This is a genomic window from Aquitalea pelogenes (genome assembly GCF_001515305.1).
Classification (GTDB): domain Bacteria; phylum Pseudomonadota; class Gammaproteobacteria; order Burkholderiales; family Chromobacteriaceae; genus Aquitalea; species Aquitalea pelogenes.
In genome coordinates this window covers 55974-73489 of the sequence record NZ_LNQV01000021.1, presented here as the reverse complement: position 1 = coordinate 73489, position 17516 = coordinate 55974, and the positions used below count along the sequence as shown (strand labels likewise).

Below are 17516 nucleotides of genomic sequence, written 5' to 3'. Positions count from 1 at the left end.
TCGCGCAGCCGTTCGGCCAGCGCCAGCGCTCCGGCCATGCCGCAGCCGGGCAGCAGGACGGCAAACTCCTCCCCGCCCAGACGCCCCACCACATCCACCTTGCGCACCACTTGCTGACAGATGGCGGCAAAGTCGTGCAGCACCTTGTCACCCACAGCATGGCCCCAGGTATCGTTTACCCGCTTGAAATGGTCGATATCCAGCATCAGCACGGCAACCGGATTGCTGAAACGCTGGAAGCGGGCAAATTCATCGGCCAGTTTTTCCATGAAGCTGCGCCGGTTGGCAATGCCAGTGAGCGCATCGGTGGTGGCCAGTTGGCGCAGGGTTTCTTCCAGCTGCTTGCGGCTGGTGATGTCGCGGTACACCCACAGCACACTGCGCAGCCTGCCCTCCACATAAATGGGCACGTGGTCGCGCTCCAGCATGCGCCCGTCTTTCAGTGCCCACTCCTCACCCAGCACTACCTGTCGCGTCTGTTGCAACTCCTCCAGCCGCTGCAACAATAGCTGCGGCTGGGCAAAACAGGAAGCAGCACGGGCTGCCACCCGCAGGCGATTTTCCTTTTTCAGCTGCTCCGGCGTCATGTCAGGCATGAACATTTCGCAGTACTGGTGGTTGACCAGCACCACATCGCCAGACTGATCCTCCAGCAGCATGGCGCCATGAAAGTGCTCGATGATGGCCAGCAACTGCCGCTGCAGGGTGGCCAGCGCTTCCTCGGCCTCGCGCCGCGCGGTGATGTCGTGAATGATGGAAAACAGCAGGGTGCGTCCACCAGATTCAACCGGTGAGGAATGCACATCGACCGTGCGCAATTCCCCGCTGGCCAGTCGGTGAGTAAAGGTGAAATGGTTATGCGCCTGCAGCAAGGCAACGCCAATGGTGCCGTGGATGCGCTCCTCGGCCATCTGGTTGATGCGGCCCAGCGGCATGCCTACCAGTTCCTGATGGGAATAGCCATAAAAGCGCTCGGCTGAGGGGTTGGCATCGACAATGCAGCCCTGCTCCGGGTCGATCAGGATCATCACCGCGCCATGGTTCTGGAACAGCATGCGGAAATGCGCTTCGCTATCCTCCAGCAGCCGTTGCGCCTGCTTGTGGGTGGTGATGTCCTGCACCGTGCCGACAATGCGGCAGACATTGCCATTGCCATCCACCTCGGTGGCCTGGCCCTTGTCCAGCACCCAGATCACCTCGCCGCTACGGCGTATCACGCGGTATTCAATGCGGTACTGACTGGCCTCGCGCCGGAGCAAGGCACTGATATTGCGCCGGACCATGGGCAAGTCTTCATGATGTACCAATGCCTGCCACTGCGACGGGTTGTCATGCAGGGTGTGATAGTCGTACCCCAGCATGTTCACCAGTTGCTGATTGAAGTCCAGCTTACCCAGCGCCACATGCCAGTCCCACAAGCCGATATTGGCCCCGCGCATGGCCATGTCCAGCCGCTCCTGGCTTTCCCGCAAGGCCTCTTCCGTGCGTTTGCGCTGGGTAATCTCGGAAATCAGCCCGTGCCAGCGCACGGACTGGTCATCCTGCAATTCTGGCGTGGCACGCCCTTCCACCCAGATCATGCGGCCATCTGACAACAGGATGCGGAACTCGCATATCCAGGGCAGGTGATAGCGCAAGGCGGCTTCACCCTCTTCCCGCACCCGTTGCAAGTCGTCCGGAAATATCCGCTGTGCTACCAGTTCGGCATTGTCACGGGCCTGCTGCGGTGAAATGCCGAACAGATTGCGCACGCCCTCACTGACATAGACAAAGTGCCCCACCCCGTAGGGGTTGATGGTGTACTTGAACAGCATGCCGGGAATATTGCTGGCTATCTTGGCAAGCCGGTCTTCGCCTTCCACCTGCTTGCTGACATCAATCCAGTAGCCTTGCACCACATCGTCGGGCAACAGCTGCACATGCTCTTCCAGCCAGCACCAGCGGCCACTGCCATGCAAAAAGCGGTAGCGACAAGTGGCAAACCCTTCACTTTGCGCCAGCCGCCAGCGGCCATCGGCCAGGGCGACCTGATCATCCGGATGCAGTCTTTGTTGCCACCATCGCGGGTCCAGCAGGATGTCTTCGGGGAAGTAACCCAGGATTTCCGCCACATTGGGGCTGACTTCCTGCACCTCATGCGGTTTGGACGGGCTACAGGAGAAGGCCACCATCGGCCCGTTGGCAAACAGCGCATGCTGGCGATGCAGCAATTGCTGCATGCGTTTCATTTCTGTCAGATCCTGAATCACCAGCACATGGCCGGTGGCATTGCCCTGGGCCAGTGGCGCTGCAGAAATGCTCACCATGTGCCGGCTGCCGTCCTTGTCCGCCACCACCCATTCACGTGGCAGGCCATGTCCCGGCATCAGCCCGGCATCAAACAGCGCCAGCAAATCCCGGGCCTGACTGGAACATTCAGGCTGCAGCCCGCCGGATGCCATTGCCTTCGCCTCGCACAGCAATACCGTGCTGATGTGATGGCCGCACAGGACATCGCCAGCGATGCCCAGCAGTCTTTCGGCCGCCGGGTTGCTCAGGGTGATGACACCGGCCTCATCCAGTACCAATAGCGCCGCTTCCACCTGGTGGAATACATTGGAAAACAATCCGGCGGATTGATCTGGCTGTGCTTGTGATGGCGCGGTCAAAGGTGTCTCCGGCACTCAGAATTCGATTTCATGCCCTACTTTATAGATGATGTATGGAGTGTTACTGCCGATACCGAGAAATAATCAGGAAATGCTTGAAAAAATCGCAGATTGCCACAAATTCTGCTTGAGCAATCGGCAGCTTATGTCGACAATGAATCAAGCCTTCAGCACAACATGCCCCACACTGCCAAAGGAGCAACGTCATGGAAACCATTTTGATGATCGCACTGATCGCCGCCTTTGCCGTTGTGCTGGGCATGCTCGTCAGCCCGCTGGAGAAAAAACGCGAGCTGGTTCCCATCCGCATCCGTCGCGATGAAGAACAGCCCCGCTCCCGCCAGCGTCGTTACTGATCAGGGTCAGGCAAGCAGAAAAAAGGCAGCTCAGGCTGCCTTTTTTGTTATCCGGCTTGATCTGGCCAGTTCTCCTGAGTGCAATCAGAACTCACGCTGCGGCACCAGCACGGTACGGTTGCCGTTGCTTTCCATGGCACTGACAATGCCGGCCGCTTCCATTTGTTCGATCAGTCGCGCCGCCCGGTTATAGCCGATACGCAAATGGCGTTGCACGGCAGAGATGGAAGGCTTGCGGGTTTTCAGCACAATTTCCACCGCTTCGTCGTACAAAGGGTCGCTTTCGGTAGCGGCCTGCACCTTGGCTGTGGCCGCGGCGGATTCTTCATCCGCCTCGGTTTCGCCAGTCAGCAAGCCTTCCACGTAGTCCGGCTCGCCCCATTGCTTGAGGAAATCCACCACGGCATGCACTTCGTCATCGGTGACAAAGGCACCATGCACCCGCTGCGGATAGCCTGAACCCGGCGGCAGGAACAACATATCACCCTGGCCCAGCAGGCTTTCGGCCCCCATCTGGTCCAGAATGGTCCGGCTGTCTATCTTGCTGGACACCTGGAAGGCAATCCGTGTGGGGATATTGGCCTTGATCAGACCGGTAATCACGTCCACCGACGGGCGCTGGGTGGCCAGAATCAAGTGAATGCCAGCAGCGCGGGCTTTCTGTGCCAGACGGGCAATCAGCTCTTCAATCTTCTTGCCGGCCACCATCATCAGGTCGGCAAATTCATCTACCACCACCACGATAAAGGGCAGCTTGTGCAACGGCTCCGGCGTTTCCGGCGTCAGGCTGAACGGGTTGGTGAGGCGACGACCCGCCTCCTCGGCTTCGCGCACCTTGTCGTTGTAACCGGCCAGATTACGCACGCCGAGCGCACTCATCAGGCGGTAACGGCGTTCCATCTCGCCCACGCACCAGTTAAGCGCATTGGCGGCCAGTTTCATGTCGGTCACCACCGGGGCCAGCAAATGCGGAATATCGTTGTACACCGACAGTTCCAGCATCTTGGGGTCGATCATGATGAAGCGCACTTCGTCCGGCGTGGCCTTGTACAGCATGGACAGAATCATCGCATTCACGCCCACCGACTTGCCGGAACCGGTAGTACCGGCTACCAGCAGGTGCGGCGCCTTGGCCAGGTCAATGGCCACCGGCTGACCGGTAATGTCCTTGCCCAGCGCCATGGTCAGGCGTGATGAAGGCTGCTGGAACACATCGGCCGAGAAGATTTCCGACAGGCGGATCATCTGGCGCTTGGCATTGGGCAGCTCCAAGCCCATGCAGGTTTTGCCGGGAATGGTTTCCACCACCCGGATGGACGCCAGACCGAGCGCGCGCGACAGGTCTTTCATCAGGTTGACCACCTGATTGCCGCGCACACCGACAGCGGGTTCTACTTCGTAACGGGTGATTACCGGCCCGGCATAGGCATCCACCACGCTGACCTTGACCTTGAACTCGGCCAGCTTTTCCTCGATCAGGATGCCGCGTTCCAGCAATTCGTCTTCCGACACCACGGTGGTGGCTTCTTCGGCCGGGCGCAGCAAATCCAGCCCCGGCAGGCAGTCTTCGCCGTAAATCACCGGCAGGCTGGAACGATGTGCCGCTGCCGGGGCTGGCAGCGCCCAGGGCAAGGCCGCATCGGCCTGCGTGCCCAGCGGCGACGGCGAAGCCGCATCATCAAGCGGAATGCTGGCGATGGAGTCTGGCTGGTTTTCTACTTGCACGGTGCTCTCGGCAGCGACAGCAGCAGACTCAATAACCTGCCCTGCAACCGGAGTCGCTGACGAGGAATCGTCCAGCAAGTGCCAGACCAGCGTGCTGTCCGGACGCGGCGCTGCAGGCTGGGTTTGCGGGGTGCGCTCGCTGATCATTGCCCACGGCAAACTGCTTGCACTGCTGGCTGCTGCGCTGCTGCCAAGCGCTGCAGCCGTACCGGCAAGCGCTGCCTGCTGTCTTTGCTCCGGCCAGCGCCAGGGCTGCCGCTCTGGCTGCGGGGCAGGTTGAGCCGCGGACTGGATAACTGGCTGGGAAACTGGCTGGATTACCGGCTCTGACGGCAGTACTGCCGACGAAACGACCGGTGTGACATGGAGCATGGGCGCAGCGTCAGGCTGGGCCAGCGTCGGCTCAGACAGGGTTACTGCCGGCTCCGCCGGTAATGGCTCTGCCAGGTCAGCATCAACCTGGTCAAGCGCCGCACTCACCTCTTCCACGGCATGCGGTGCAAACTCTGGGGGCATGGCTGCGTCGACGACAGGTGCTTGATCAGCAGCAACATCTGTTGCCTCGGCAAAGACGCTGGCAGCTTCCGGCAAGACGACATCCGGCTCAATCGCCAGCGAGATCTCCGGCTGCTCCAGCAAGCGCCCGGCGAGGCCAGGCAAGGGCATGCTGGCAGACGGTGCATCCGGGATATCGGCCAGCGACAAGCCCGGCGCATGCACAGGGCTTGGCTGCGGGGCAGACGCGACGGGTTTGGCTTGCGGCGGACGGCTTTCCGGCGGGCGAATCCAGCCTTCGTAGGCCTTGCTTCTGGCCTGCTGCTCGTGCCGCACGATGGGCGGCTCCACCGGCGGAGTTTCGCGCCGTGGCGGCGGGGTCTGGGTCTTGATCTTGAGCGGGGCCGAACGCACCGGCTGCAAGATGACTTGCGGTTTGGGCGTTGACGGCTCGGCGTTGCGACGCTTGCTGTGCAAGGCACTGACCTGGGCGCGCACTTCATGCGGGTCGATCACCGGCAGCGCACGGCTTTCAGACTGCGGCATGGCACCAGCCTTGCGCTCGGCCTGCCGACGACGCGTGCCATGGTGCATATTGTGTTGCAGCTCATCCAGACCGATGACCGGCAGATTGCCGCTGACCGGAGCCGTCGCTGGCTTGGGCTGTGGCTTGCTGCGACGGTAGGTACGTTCCAGTTCTACATGGGGCAGGTCAGCCGGCGGAGCGGCACGCGTTGGCACTGTTTGCGGGCGGGGCGAAACTTCAGGCTGAGGCCGACTCACCGGCGACGTAGTGGCCTGGGCCATTGCTGCTGGCGCACGGTCAGCCAGCACCGGTGCAACAGGCGTATCTTCCAGCGGTGGCGTGGCGGGCTGCTCTTGCGGCAGATCGAAGCGAATGGCTACCGGTTCGCGCCTGCGTTCGCGAAACGCAGCCGGGGTGATATCCAGCTCTTCATCATGACTGGCGCCCAGCAGGTGATCGAGCCTGCCCAGCAAGCGCCCCCGCTGTTGCAGCAGGTCCTTGACCGAAGGCCATTGCCCTCCCCGCTTGCGCCAGGCAAAACCACCCACCACACCCAAACCCATCAGTGCCAGCACAAACCACACGATCTGCAACCTCTTTCGTCATTCATCACCGCCTGCCGCCAGCGGCATGCAGGCTACCAAGCAGAACAGAGCAATTCAAACCGTCGATTGTACCCTTATTTGCCAGCAAACTGCATGGCGGCAGCTTACTGGCAAGCATGAAAAAACCCCGCACCAGGCGGGGTTCTTGTCGATCACGGGCAGGATCAGTTCACAGCCACGGTAGCGGCGATGTCCTGATAGTCCTTGATCTGGTCGAAGTTCAGGTACTTGTACACTTCAGCACCCTTCTCGTTGATGATGCCGATATTGGCCTTGTACTCTTCCACGGTCGGAATCTTGCCCAGCTTGGAGCAGATGGCGGCCAGTTCAGCCGAACCCAGGAACACATTGGTGTTCTTGCCCAGACGGTTGGGGAAGTTACGGGTGGAAGTGGACATCACGGTAGCACCTTCGCGAACCTGTGCCTGGTTACCCATGCACAGCGAGCAGCCCGGCATTTCGGTACGGGCACCGGCCATGCCGAACACGCCGTAGTGACCTTCGTCGGTCAGCTGCTGGGCATCCATCTTGGTCGGCGGAGCCAGCCACAGTTTCACCGGCAGGTCGCGCTTGCCTTCCAGCAGCTTGGAAGCGGCACGGAAGTGACCGATGTTGGTCATGCAGGAACCGATGAACACTTCGTCGATCGGGGTGCCGGCCACTTCGGACATGAACTTCACATCGTCCGGGTCGTTCGGGCAGGCCACGATAGGCTCTTTCACGTCGGCCAGATCGATTTCGATCACGGCTGCGTATTCGGCGTCGGCATCAGCCTTCAGCAGTTCGCCATTGGCAATCCACTCTTCCATCTTCTTGATGCGGCGTTCCAGGGTACGGGCATCAGCGTAGCCGTCGGCGATCATGGTCTTCATCAGGGTGATGTTGGAGCGCATGTATTCGACGATGGGTTCCTTGTTCAGATGCACGGTGCAACCAGCAGCGGAACGTTCGGCAGAAGCGTCGGACAGTTCGAATGCCTGTTCAACCTTCAGGTCCGGCAGACCTTCGATTTCCAGGACGCGACCGGAGAAGATGTTCTTCTTGCCGGCCTTGGCCACGGTCAGCAGACCTTGCTTGATGGCGTACAGCGGGATGGCATTTACCAGGTCACGCAGGGTGACGCCCGGTTGCAGTTCGCCCTTGAAACGCACCAGAACGGATTCCGGCATGTCCAGCGGCATTACGCCGGTAGCAGCGGCAAAAGCCACCAGACCGGAACCGGCCGGGAAGGAAATGCCGATCGGGAAACGGGTGTGGGAGTCACCACCGGTACCCACGGTATCCGGCAGCAGCAGACGGTTCAGCCAGCTGTGGATCACGCCATCGCCCGGACGCAGCGCAACGCCGCCACGGGTGGAGATGAAGGCCGGCAGTTCCTTGTGCATCTTCACGTCCACCGGCTTCGGATAAGCAGCGGTGTGACAGAAGGACTGCATCACCAGATCGGCGGAGAAGCCCAGGCAAGCCAGGTCTTTCAGCTCGTCGCGGGTCATCGGGCCGGTGGTGTCTTGCGAACCCACGGTGGTCATCTTCGGTTCGCAGTAGGTACCCGGACGGACGCCCTGGCCTTCCGGCAGACCACAGGCGCGGCCTACCATCTTCTGCGCCAGCGAGAAGCCCTTGCCGGAATTGGCCGGATCCTTGGGCAGACGGAATACGGTGGACGGCGCCAGACCCAGCGCTTCACGCGCCTTGGAAGTCAGGCCACGACCAATGATCAGGTTGATACGGCCGCCTGCGCGCACTTCGTCCAGCAGCACGTCGGACTTCAGCTGGAAGTTGGCAACGGTGGCACCGTTCTTTTCGATCTTGCCGTCGTACGGGTAGATGTCGATCACATCGCCCATTTCCAGCGCGGATACGTCCACTTCGATCGGCAGCGAGCCGGAGTCTTCCTGGGTGTTGAAGAAGATAGGCGCAATCTTGCCGCCCAGGGTTACACCGCCAAAGCGTTTGTTCGGTACAAACGGGATGTCCTGGCCGGTCGCCCATACCACCGAGTTGGTAGCGGACTTGCGGGAAGAACCGGTACCCACCACGTCGCCCACGTAGGCAACCAGGTGGCCTTTTTTCTTCAGGTCTTCGATGAACTGCATCGGACCGCGCTTGCCATCTTCTTCCGGCACGAAGGCAGCACCCGGACGGGTGTTCTTCAGCATGGCCAGGTAGTGCAGCGGGATGTCCGGGCGGCTCCAGGCATCCGGTGCCGGCGACAGGTCGTCGGTATTGGTTTCGCCCGGCACCTTGAATACGGTAACGGTGATTTTCTTTTCCACTTCCGGACGGCTGGTGAACCATTCGGCATCGGCCCAGCTTTGCAGCACGCCCTTGGCGTTAGCGTTGCCACCATCGGCCAGCACTTGCACGTCGTGGAAGAAGTCGAATACCAGCAGGGTTTTCTTCAGGCCTTCGGCGGCGATGGCGCCCACTTCGGCGTCAGCCAGCAGGTCGATCAGCGGCTTGACGTTGTAGCCACCCAGCATGGTGCCCAAGAGTTCGGTAGCCTTGGCGCGGGAAACCAGCGGCGAAGCCACGCTGCCTTCGGCAACGGCAGCCAGGAAGGATGCCTTGACCTTGGCGGCATCATCCACGCCCGGCGGCACGCGGAAGGTGATCAGCTCGACCAGCAGATCTTCCTCGCCCTTGGGCGGGTTTTTCAGGAGTTCGACCAGTTGTTCGGTTTGCTTGGCGTTCAGCGGCAGGGGCGGAATGCCCAGTGCAGCGCGCTCTGCAACATGCTGACGGTAGGCTTCGAGCATAGCTTGGGACCTTTTTGCTTGGGTTGTTTGCAATGAGTCAGCCGCCAGCGCGGGATCAACTGGCGGCAACCGTCCGGGGAGATTTCCTTCTACCCCGTTTTGATTGCTGGAAGATTACGCTCTCTGCATGCCAGTTACAAACGAGTAATCGAAACATCGTCTGTGAGTTATACTCACACCATGAGCACTTACCCCCCTCTTAATGCACTGCGGATATTCGAGGCCGCAGCAAGGCTGGAAAGCTTTTCCTCGGCGGCAGACGAACTGTTTGTCACCCACGGTGCTGTGAGCAAGCAGATCAAGCAGCTGGAAGAATGGTTGGGCGTACGCCTGTTCGAGCGCGCCGGCGGACGGGTGAAGCTGACCGACACCGGCTGGCGCTACCTGATCCAGGTGCAGGACGGACTGGACCTGATCGCCAATGCCACCTCGCAGTTGCTGCAACCGGACAACCAGCGCCGGCTGACCATCAACTCCACCCCCACCATGGCCATGCACTGGCTGATGCCGCGCCTGCATGTATTTCGCGAAAGCTACCCGGATGTAGAACTGCATCTGGTGACATCCGACCGCGACATCAGCCGGCTGGACAGCCCGTTTGACATTGCCATCCGTCGCGGCCCCGGCGACTGGCCCGGCCATATTGCCAAACCGTTTCTGGAAGAATGCGAGCTGCCCTTGTGTTCGCCGGCGCTGCTCAAGCGTTTTCCGATTGAAAGTCCGGCCGATCTGGCGCAGCACACCCTACTGTACGCCGACACACGCCCCACCGCCTGGCAGCGCTGGCTCACCCTGGCTGGCGTACCCGAGCTGAAACCGGCCTGCGGCTTGCATTTCGACCGTTTCTCGCTCGCCTTGCAAGCAGCGCTGGATGGCCTGGGCGTGGCACTGGGGCCGTTACCGATGGCGCAGGCGCTGGTGGATTCCGGCCAGCTGGTGGCGCCGCTTTCCAGCCCGGTGGTGCCGGTGCGGGATTATTGCTGGATCGTGCCGCGCACGGCATCGGGCGATTCCACCGTAGCTTCGTTCTGCCGCTGGCTGGAGCAGGAAGCCGGCCAGATGCGGCCCTTTCCCGCGGCCGGGCTGAATGCCAACATGATTGCCCACGCCTTCCCGGCGGATTGACCCTGCCCTGCACCTGCCCTGGCCGGTGCGGGAATCAGGGCGCAGGAGTCAGGCCGATTTCCCGTATTTCGGCCGGGGCGACTTCACGCGGCAGCCACTTGTTGTAGATGCGGCGGAAGCTGCCATCCTTTTTCATGGCGGCCAGCGCGTCGTACCAGCGCTGGATGACCTTTCCCGAAGTGCCACGGGAAAATGCCAGATACAGCTCCAGCGACTCCAGCACCTTCACAACTTCCACTGCGTCTGGTGGCTGACGGATATCTTTCAGCACTGCCCCCACCACAAAACTGCCCTCCACCCACAAGTCATAACGTCCGCCCAGCAGTTTTTGCGCCGTTACCTGTGGCGTGGGCGCCAGATCCACCTCCACAAATCCTGCCGCTGCAGCGGCGTCGGCAAATATGCTGCCGCGGTATGCACCCACCGGCCTGCTGTACAGCGCGGTTCCCGAGGCCAGCAGCCCTGCTGCTTCGCCCTTGCGACACAGCAGCACGGTTTGCGAAATGGCTACCGGCCCGACCAGCGTCATGATTTTTTCGCGCGCATCGCTGCGCCCCACGGTAAACAGCATGACATTGGGCGTGGTTTCCAGTTCGCGGTAGCCACGCACCCAGGGCACGACATCGATACCGCTATTGTCATGGATGCGGCTCTGGATCTCCCTGACCACTTCCACCGCCATGCCATCGGCCACGCCATGCCGCGAAAAGGTGATTGGCGGCCACTCTTCCGTATAGATGGACAGTGCAACGGCAGGCAGCGTATTCAGCAACAGGATCAGTAGCAGAATCAGGCGCATGGGAGCTCTCGTCACGAAATCATCTTTTATTGATAGCTGTTTGCGCATGACGATGCAGGCATATTCGTTATAATGGCCGCCTGACATGAAATTCGCTGTGCCAGAACCAGGTCTGTTTTGCACATCCACCGCACGCAAGGAACGACATGAGCCGCATCACCCTTTCCCGCTTTCTGATCGAACAACAGCGCAAGGCGGGCACCCTGCCGCCGGAACTGCGCCTGCTGATCGAAACCGTTGGCCGCGCTTGTAAAGCCATCAGCTACTCCGTGAACAAGGGGGCATTGGCCGGCATTCTGGGTGAGGCCGGCACCGGCAACATCCAGGGCGAGGCACAAAAGAAACTGGACGTGATTGCCAACGACTTCCTGCTGGATGCCAATGAATGGGGTGGCAGCCTGGCCGCCATGGCATCGGAAGAAATGGAACTGCCCTATCACATTCCGGGCGAATACCCGAAGGGCGAATACCTGCTGATGTTCGACCCGCTGGATGGTTCGTCCAACATCGACGTCAACATTTCGGTTGGTACCATCTTCTCCATCCTGCGCTGCCCGGAAGGCATTGATCACCCGACTGAAGAAGCCTTCTTGCAACCGGGCACCAAACAGGTTGCCGCCGGTTACACCGTTTACGGCCCGCAAACCATGCTGGTACTGACCTTTGGCAGCGGCGTGCACGGCTTTACGCTGGATCGCGAACACGGCTCCTTCGTGCTGACCCACTCCGACATGCAGGTTCCGGAAAGCACACAGGAATTTGCCATCAACATGTCCAATATGCGCCACTGGGAAGCCCCGGTAAAACGCTATGTCGACGAAATGCTGGCAGGCAAGACCGGCCCGCTGGGCAAGGACTACAACATGCGCTGGGTGGCTTCCATGGTGGCCGAAGTGCATCGCATCATCACCCGCGGCGGCATTTTCATGTATCCGAAAGATGCCCGCGACCCGGGCAAGGCCGGCAAGCTGCGCATCATGTACGAAGGCAATCCGATGGCCTTCATCATTGAACAGGCCGGTGGCGCAGCCACCAATGGTTATCAACGCATCATGGATATCCAGCCGCAAGGCCTGCACGAACGCGTGGCCGTGTTCCTGGGTTCCAAGGAAGAAGTTGAGCGCATTACCCGCTACCATCAGGAACAGTAATCAAATCAACCCTGTCGCTTGCGGCAGGGTTTTTTTATTGCCAATACTGACAGTTGCTCCAAGCAGCCTATAGTGAATCAACGTTTATCAGATAACGGATACCGCGCATGCTGTCTACCCAACACCTGATTGTCGCTCTGGCAGAAAGCTCTTCCGTGCAAGCGCAGATCATTCGCAACGCGCTGGGCGAGCTGGGCATTACGCGCATGGAGGTATTTGAAACCGGCGCAGACTTGCTGGACTACATCAGCCAGTACAAGCCTGATGTGGTGATGAGTGCCTTCCACCTGCCGGACATGACGGCGGGCGAAATGATTTTCCGCATGCGCGGCCATCTGGAATTGCGTGACATCCCCTTCATTCTGGTGTCCAGCGAGACCAATCCGGAACTGATCGACCCTATGCGCCAGGCCGGGCTGATGGGTATTCTGCCCAAGCCCTTCGACCTGCCCCAGCTGCGCAAGGTCATCAACGACACCATGGATTTCCTGTCCGTCAACCAGAGTGACAACGACAGCGATATTGACTACGCCGACCTGAACATCCTGCTGGTGGATGACAGCGTGATGGCACGCCGCCATATCCGTACAGTGCTGGAGCGGCTGGGCTTCGAGAAGATCACCGAATCCTGGAGCGGCAAGGATGCCCTGCCGCTGATAGACAGCACACTGTTTGACCTGGTGCTGACCGACTACAACATGCCGATGATGGACGGTTGCGAGCTGACCCGCTATATCCGCACCAACAGCATGCAAAGCTCGGTGCCGGTCATCATGATTTCCAGCGAGGAAAACATGGAGAAACTGGCCGCCGCCGAAGCTGCCGGCGTATCGGCCATCATGGGCAAACCCTTCGAAACATCGGCGGTGCGCCAGATTCTGCGCACCCAGCTGGCACAGCGCTGATCAGCGCGGCATCACCCACACCAGGCGCGAGCCGCCCTGTGCGTCGCTCAGCGCCTGCGTCGCCAGTAGCCCTGGCTGGTATATTCCGTAGCGGCCTCGGCCACCCCAGCCATGCGGCAATAGCTGACTTCCTGAAAACCTGCCTGCAACAATTGGCTACGGCCCTTCTTGCGCGACTTGAAGCAAGTCGGATGACTGGCCAGCGCCACCGCATCTGCCGGGGCAGACTCCTCCCAGCCACGCACCATTTCCAGCCTGGGCTGGGTCATGACGGCCAGTCCACCCAATACCGTGCTCAACAACGCATGCCACTCCGGTGCCACCGTCGCCATTGGTGCGGCCAGTTCGCCGGGATAATTCACCAGCAAGGCCAGGCTTTGTTCGGTATCCGCCAGCCAGTCACTTCCCGGCAGGGAGAAATCGGCCGCAATCAGCAGCAAGGCCACCGCGCGGCTATCCGGCAGATGCATGACAAAGGCAGCACCTTGCTCACCGGCATGCAAGAAGAAGGCTTCGGCAGGCAGGGTAAGGCGATCAGGCATATTGCCTGGCAAGCGGGTATGCGACAGCGCCTGCATCAGGCCGGAGTCCAGATGCGCCATGACCCGGCCATGCCGGCAAAACTGGCCATAGGCATCGGCCAGCCGCTGTTCGGTGGCAATGCGTGCAGATGCAGCCGGATACACCTGGGCTGCGCGTTCCAGTTCGCGCACCACCAGCGCCATGCCTTCCTGTTGAACTGCTTCGGCTTGCACCGCCTGGGTATAGAGTTGCCCGACACGTCTGGCCCAAGGCCGCGTGGCGGCATAACGTTGCACGGCATAAAGCATTTGGATGACAGCCCCCGGACAAGAAAAAAAGGGCCGCATTGTAAGCGCAAGAGGTGGTTTACCGCCAGTCCGGGCAAGGAGACGTAGTCGCGCGGGCAGTGTATCAGGCCTGGCTGTTACCGCTGGAAATATAGGAATAGCGGCAAATATCCTCGCGCCGCTGCCAGCCCTGCTTGTCCCAGAAACTTTGCGCAGCCGTATTGCTGCGGAAAACATCAAGATGGGTCTTGGCGATACCCTGGCGTGCCAGTTCGGCAATGCAGGCATCCACCAGACGCCGCGCCAACCCCTGACGGCGGTAGGCGGGCAGCACCAGCAGATGCTGCAGATAACCACGCCGACCATCGTGGCCGGACATCACACAGCCCACGATCTGTCCGTCGCACTCGGCCACAAAGCTCAGGCCGGGATTGCGCGCCAGATAACGCGCGGTGGCTTCTGCCGAATCTGCATCGCGGATGGAAATACCAGGGGTTTGCTGCATCAGTTGCAGTACGGTGGGGTAATCATCCAGCGTCATCAAACGTATGACAGGCATGACAGTCCTTTCCTTGAGGCACACGCATCATGTTATGCCCGAAGGCCGCAGTCAGAAAAGGCCGGTGCAAATGCACCGGCCCTCAGGCTACTGACAAAGTGAGTTGCCGCAACTTCAACAGACCCGGCATAGCCGCCCCATGGATGAGGCGACTGATTGCGCAGTCACCCCATCCATTCCCTGCCCCCTGCTCTTACCCTGCCAATTGCAGCAGCAAGCCTCGCTTTCTATTCAGGAAGCGAAAGGGGTTTCGGGCCAGCCATCAGCCGGTGACACCGGCTTAATGCCGCCGTGCCAGACGCTGCAATACCGCTACCAGGGTATCGACTTCCTCGCAGGTGTTATAGAAAGCCAGCGAAGGCCGTACCGTGGCTTCCAGCCCGAAGCGCCGCAGAATCGGTTGGGCGCAGTGGTGGCCGGAGCGCACCGCAATGCCTTCCTGATTCAGCGCCTTGCCCACTTCCTCGGTGCGATAGCCCGGCAGCACGAAGGACAGCACGCTGGCCTTGTTGGCTGCCGTGCCGACCAGGCGCAAACCCGGTACCGATTGCAGGCCGTGGGTGGCATATACCAGCAGGTCGTGCTCGTAGTGGGCAATGGCTTCCAGCCCGATACGCTCGACATAGTCGATGGCTGCGCCCAGGCCCACCGCGTCCGCGATATTGCCAGTGCCTGCCTCGAACTTGTTGGGTGCCGGCTGATACAGCGTTTTCTCGAAGGTGACATCGGCAATCATGTTGCCACCCCCTTGCCACGGCGCATGCTGTCCAGCAATTCCTTCTTGCCGTACACCACGCCAATGCCGGTGGGTGCAAACACCTTGTGCCCGGAGAACACAAAGAAGTCTGCATCCAGCGCCTGCACGTTCACCCGCATGTGCGACACCGACTGCGCCCCGTCCACCAGCACCCGCGCCCCGGCGGCATGCGCCAGCGCCACGATTTCCTGCACCGGTGTCACCGTGCCCAGCGCATTGGATACCTGGGTGATGGCCACCAGCCTGGTGCGGCTGTTCAGCAGCTTGCGGTATTCGTCGAGCAGGATCTGGCCGCTGTCATCCACCGGAATCACCCGGATTTTGGCTCCGCTGGCAGCTGCCAGCATCTGCCAGGGCACGATGTTGGCGTGGTGCTCCAGCTGCGACACCACGATTTCATCGCCAGCGCCGATATTCTGACGCCCCCAGGTATTGGCTACCAGATTGATGGCCTCGGTGGCTCCGCGCACGAAAATCACCTGATCCGGGCTGGGAGAGCCAATGAAACGGGCCACCTTGTTACGGGCCGCTTCGTAGGCATCCGTCGCCCGCGCGCCAGTTCATGGGCGGCACGGTGGATGTTGGAGTTTTCGTGCTGGTAGAAATAGGCCAGCCGGTCGATCACCGCTTGCGGCTTGTGCGTGGTGGCGGCGTTATCCAGCCAGATCAGCGGCTTGCCGTTCACCCGTTCGGCCAGGATGGGGAAGTCACGTCGCACGGCATTGACATCGAAGCCATGGCCGCGACTGGCCACCTTGCGGTCGAAATCCGGTGCCTTGCCATGCTGCGGCCACTCCTCGACAAAGTAATAGCCATGGCTGTTACCCTGCGCCGGAGTTGCCACCACCGGCTGGCGACTGTCACCGGCCAGCAAGGCGCGCAGTTCATCCGCCCCCGGCAGGCCGAAGGACTGTGCCGTCACGCGGTCATCCACCGCCACATCCGGCGCTGCGGAAGGATAACCGGCAGACTCACCGATAAAGTAATACGGCGAGGACGGTACGGCTGCTCCGGCAAAGGACGGGGCCGAAGGCTGGGCTGCGGCCAGTTGCGGAATGGCCGCGCCATAGCCCTCCGGCACGGCATAGGCATGCGGACCACCACGGCCAAAGCCATCCAGCGCCGCCGGTTCCGGCGTATGCGCGGCGGCAGCGGCCGGTTGCGGCGACAGCTGCGGACCGGCGACATCCAGATTCAGCCCATTGGATGCCGCTGGCGCACTGCCCGGCACCTGACCCGGCAAGGCGCTGAAGAAGGCATTGGCCAGATTCGCCAGCTGGGCGACATCCGGCAGGCCGTCTGGCAGGCCGGAAGGCTTACTTGTAGGTATCTGGGTAGTCATGGTACTTGCCAATCTCCACGTCTTCGAGCACGGCCAGCGCATCTTCGGTCAGCACGGCCAGCGAGCAATACAGCGAAATCAGGTAGGACGCGATGGCGTTGCGGTTGATGCCCATGAAGCGCACCGACAGGCCCGGGCTCTGTTCGCCAGCCACACCCGGCTGGTAAAGGCCGATCACACCCTGGCGCTTTTCACCCACGCGCAGCAGCAGGATCTTGGTCTTGCCGTCTTCGTCGATAGGCAGCTTGTCCGACGGGATGATGGGAACACCGCGCCAGGTGATGAACTGCGAACCGAACAGGCTTACGGTCGGCGGCGGTACGCCACGACGGGTGCATTCGCGACCGAAGGCGGCAATGGCCAGCGGGTGAGCCAGGAAGAAGCCCGGTTCTTTCCATACCTTGGTCAACAGCTCGTCCAGATCGTCCGGGGTCGGTGCGCCGGTCAGGGTGGAGATGCGCTGGGTATCGTCCACATTGGCCAGCAAGCCGTATTCCGGGTTGTTGATCAGCTCGGATTCCTGACGTTCCTTGATGGTTTCAATGGTCAGGCGCAGCTGTTCCTTGATCTGGTCGTGCGGGCTGCTGTACAGGTCGGACACACGGGTGTGCACGTCCAGCACGGTGGTCACCGCATTGAGGAACAGTTCACGCGGCTGTTCTTCGTAATCGACAAAGGTTTGCGGCAGTTCGGATTCGTCGCGCTGCGAGCAGGCCACCTGCACGCCAGCGGCATTTTTCACCCGGTTCAGACGGAAAATGCCCGCTTCTACCGGCGACCATTGCAGCAGGTGCACCAGCCAGCGCGGGCTGATGGTGGACAACTGCGGTACGGTTTTGGTGGAATTGGCTAGCTGGCGCGCTGCGTTGTCGCCCAGTGCCTGTTTGACGTCCTGATGTTGAGACATGTCTGCTCCATAAGGTGGTTAAAAAATCAATCTGCAGGCTGCACAAAC

General features: G+C 60.8%; 11 protein-coding genes and 1 pseudogene. 4 read left to right on the top strand and 8 right to left on the bottom strand.

Annotated features, from left to right (window positions below):
• Positions 1-2648 (bottom strand): sensor domain-containing diguanylate cyclase (locus AWT75_RS10930; RefSeq protein ID WP_161937744.1); only part of this gene is annotated, 2648 nt, incomplete at its 3' end.
• A 206-nt stretch (positions 2649-2854) separates the two neighbouring features.
• Here AWT75_RS10930 and AWT75_RS21685 point away from each other — a divergent pair.
• Positions 2855-3004, top strand: a complete 150-nt coding sequence (locus tag AWT75_RS21685; RefSeq protein WP_156156867.1) for a hypothetical protein — start codon at positions 2855-2857, stop codon at positions 3002-3004.
• An 84-nt stretch (positions 3005-3088) separates the two neighbouring features.
• Here AWT75_RS21685 and AWT75_RS20845 read toward each other — a convergent pair whose 3' ends face one another.
• Together AWT75_RS20845 and acnB are read right to left on the bottom strand one after the other, a co-directional pair.
• The gene (locus AWT75_RS20845) at positions 3089-6334 is read right to left on the bottom strand and encodes a DNA translocase FtsK (protein WP_275575737.1); all 3246 of its coding nucleotides are present in this window, start codon (positions 6332-6334) and stop codon (positions 3089-3091) included.
• A 185-nt stretch (positions 6335-6519) separates the two neighbouring features.
• Positions 6520-9114: a bifunctional aconitate hydratase 2/2-methylisocitrate dehydratase gene (gene acnB / locus AWT75_RS10920; protein WP_062789158.1), complete on the bottom strand. Its 2595-nt coding sequence runs from the start codon at positions 9112-9114 to the stop codon at positions 6520-6522.
• A 180-nt stretch (positions 9115-9294) separates the two neighbouring features.
• On the opposite strand from acnB, the gene gcvA reads away from it, so the two are divergent.
• Entirely contained in the window at positions 9295-10239 is a 945-nt protein-coding gene (gene gcvA / locus AWT75_RS10915; RefSeq protein WP_045844958.1) for a transcriptional regulator GcvA, read from the top strand.
• Between the two features lie 34 nt (positions 10240-10273).
• Here the strand turns inward: gcvA and AWT75_RS10910 are convergent, their stop codons facing one another.
• Positions 10274-11038 (bottom strand): substrate-binding periplasmic protein, encoded by a 765-nt coding sequence (locus AWT75_RS10910; protein ID WP_052693706.1) that lies wholly within the window; start codon positions 11036-11038, stop codon positions 10274-10276.
• A gap of 146 nt (positions 11039-11184) precedes the next feature.
• Here AWT75_RS10910 and AWT75_RS10905 point away from each other — a divergent pair, with 146 nt between their 5' ends.
• Positions 11185-12189: a class 1 fructose-bisphosphatase gene (locus AWT75_RS10905; protein ID WP_045844957.1), complete on the top strand. Its 1005-nt coding sequence runs from the start codon at positions 11185-11187 to the stop codon at positions 12187-12189.
• 107 nt (positions 12190-12296) lie between these two features.
• Positions 12297-13094, top strand: coding sequence for a response regulator (locus tag AWT75_RS10900; RefSeq protein WP_045844956.1), 798 nt, complete (start codon positions 12297-12299; stop codon positions 13092-13094).
• Between the two features lie 47 nt (positions 13095-13141).
• On the opposite strand, the gene AWT75_RS10895 is transcribed toward AWT75_RS10900, so the two are convergent.
• The 4 genes and pseudogenes from AWT75_RS10895 to AWT75_RS10880 all read right to left on the bottom strand — a co-directional run bounded on the left by AWT75_RS10895 (position 13142) and on the right by AWT75_RS10880 (position 17468).
• Positions 13142-13912 (bottom strand): hypothetical protein, encoded by a 771-nt coding sequence (locus AWT75_RS10895; protein ID WP_239689552.1) that lies wholly within the window; start codon positions 13910-13912, stop codon positions 13142-13144.
• A gap of 115 nt (positions 13913-14027) precedes the next feature.
• The gene (locus AWT75_RS10890) at positions 14028-14462 is read right to left on the bottom strand and encodes a GNAT family N-acetyltransferase (RefSeq protein ID WP_062789156.1); all 435 of its coding nucleotides are present in this window, start codon (positions 14460-14462) and stop codon (positions 14028-14030) included.
• 280 nt (positions 14463-14742) lie between these two features.
• A pseudogene (locus AWT75_RS10885) lies at positions 14743-16561 on the bottom strand (family 2A encapsulin nanocompartment cargo protein cysteine desulfurase).
• The gene (locus AWT75_RS10880) at positions 16536-17468 is read right to left on the bottom strand and encodes a family 2A encapsulin nanocompartment shell protein (protein WP_062789155.1); all 933 of its coding nucleotides are present in this window, start codon (positions 17466-17468) and stop codon (positions 16536-16538) included. Before AWT75_RS10880 ends, AWT75_RS10885 begins: the two are co-directional and overlap by 26 nt.
• Positions 17469-17516 lie beyond the last annotated feature (48 nt).

What these genes read in the sequence shown, in the direction of transcription:
- acnB (WP_062789158.1), bottom strand. Translation starts at nt 9,114, where the DNA reads ATGCTCGAAGCCTACCGTCAGCATGTTGCAGAGCGCGCTGCACTGGGC.
- AWT75_RS10890 (WP_062789156.1), bottom strand. Translation starts at nt 14,462, where the DNA reads ATGCCTGTCATACGTTTGATGACGCTGGATGATTACCCCACCGTACTG.
- AWT75_RS10910 (WP_052693706.1), bottom strand. Translation starts at nt 11,038, where the DNA reads ATGCGCCTGATTCTGCTACTGATCCTGTTGCTGAATACGCTGCCTGCC.
- AWT75_RS10880 (WP_062789155.1), bottom strand. Translation starts at nt 17,468, where the DNA reads ATGTCTCAACATCAGGACGTCAAACAGGCACTGGGCGACAACGCAGCG.
- AWT75_RS10900 (WP_045844956.1), top strand. Translation starts at nt 12,297, where the DNA reads ATGCTGTCTACCCAACACCTGATTGTCGCTCTGGCAGAAAGCTCTTCC.
- gcvA (WP_045844958.1), top strand. Translation starts at nt 9,295, where the DNA reads ATGAGCACTTACCCCCCTCTTAATGCACTGCGGATATTCGAGGCCGCA.
- AWT75_RS21685 (WP_156156867.1), top strand. Translation starts at nt 2,855, where the DNA reads ATGGAAACCATTTTGATGATCGCACTGATCGCCGCCTTTGCCGTTGTG.
- AWT75_RS10905 (WP_045844957.1), top strand. Translation starts at nt 11,185, where the DNA reads ATGAGCCGCATCACCCTTTCCCGCTTTCTGATCGAACAACAGCGCAAG.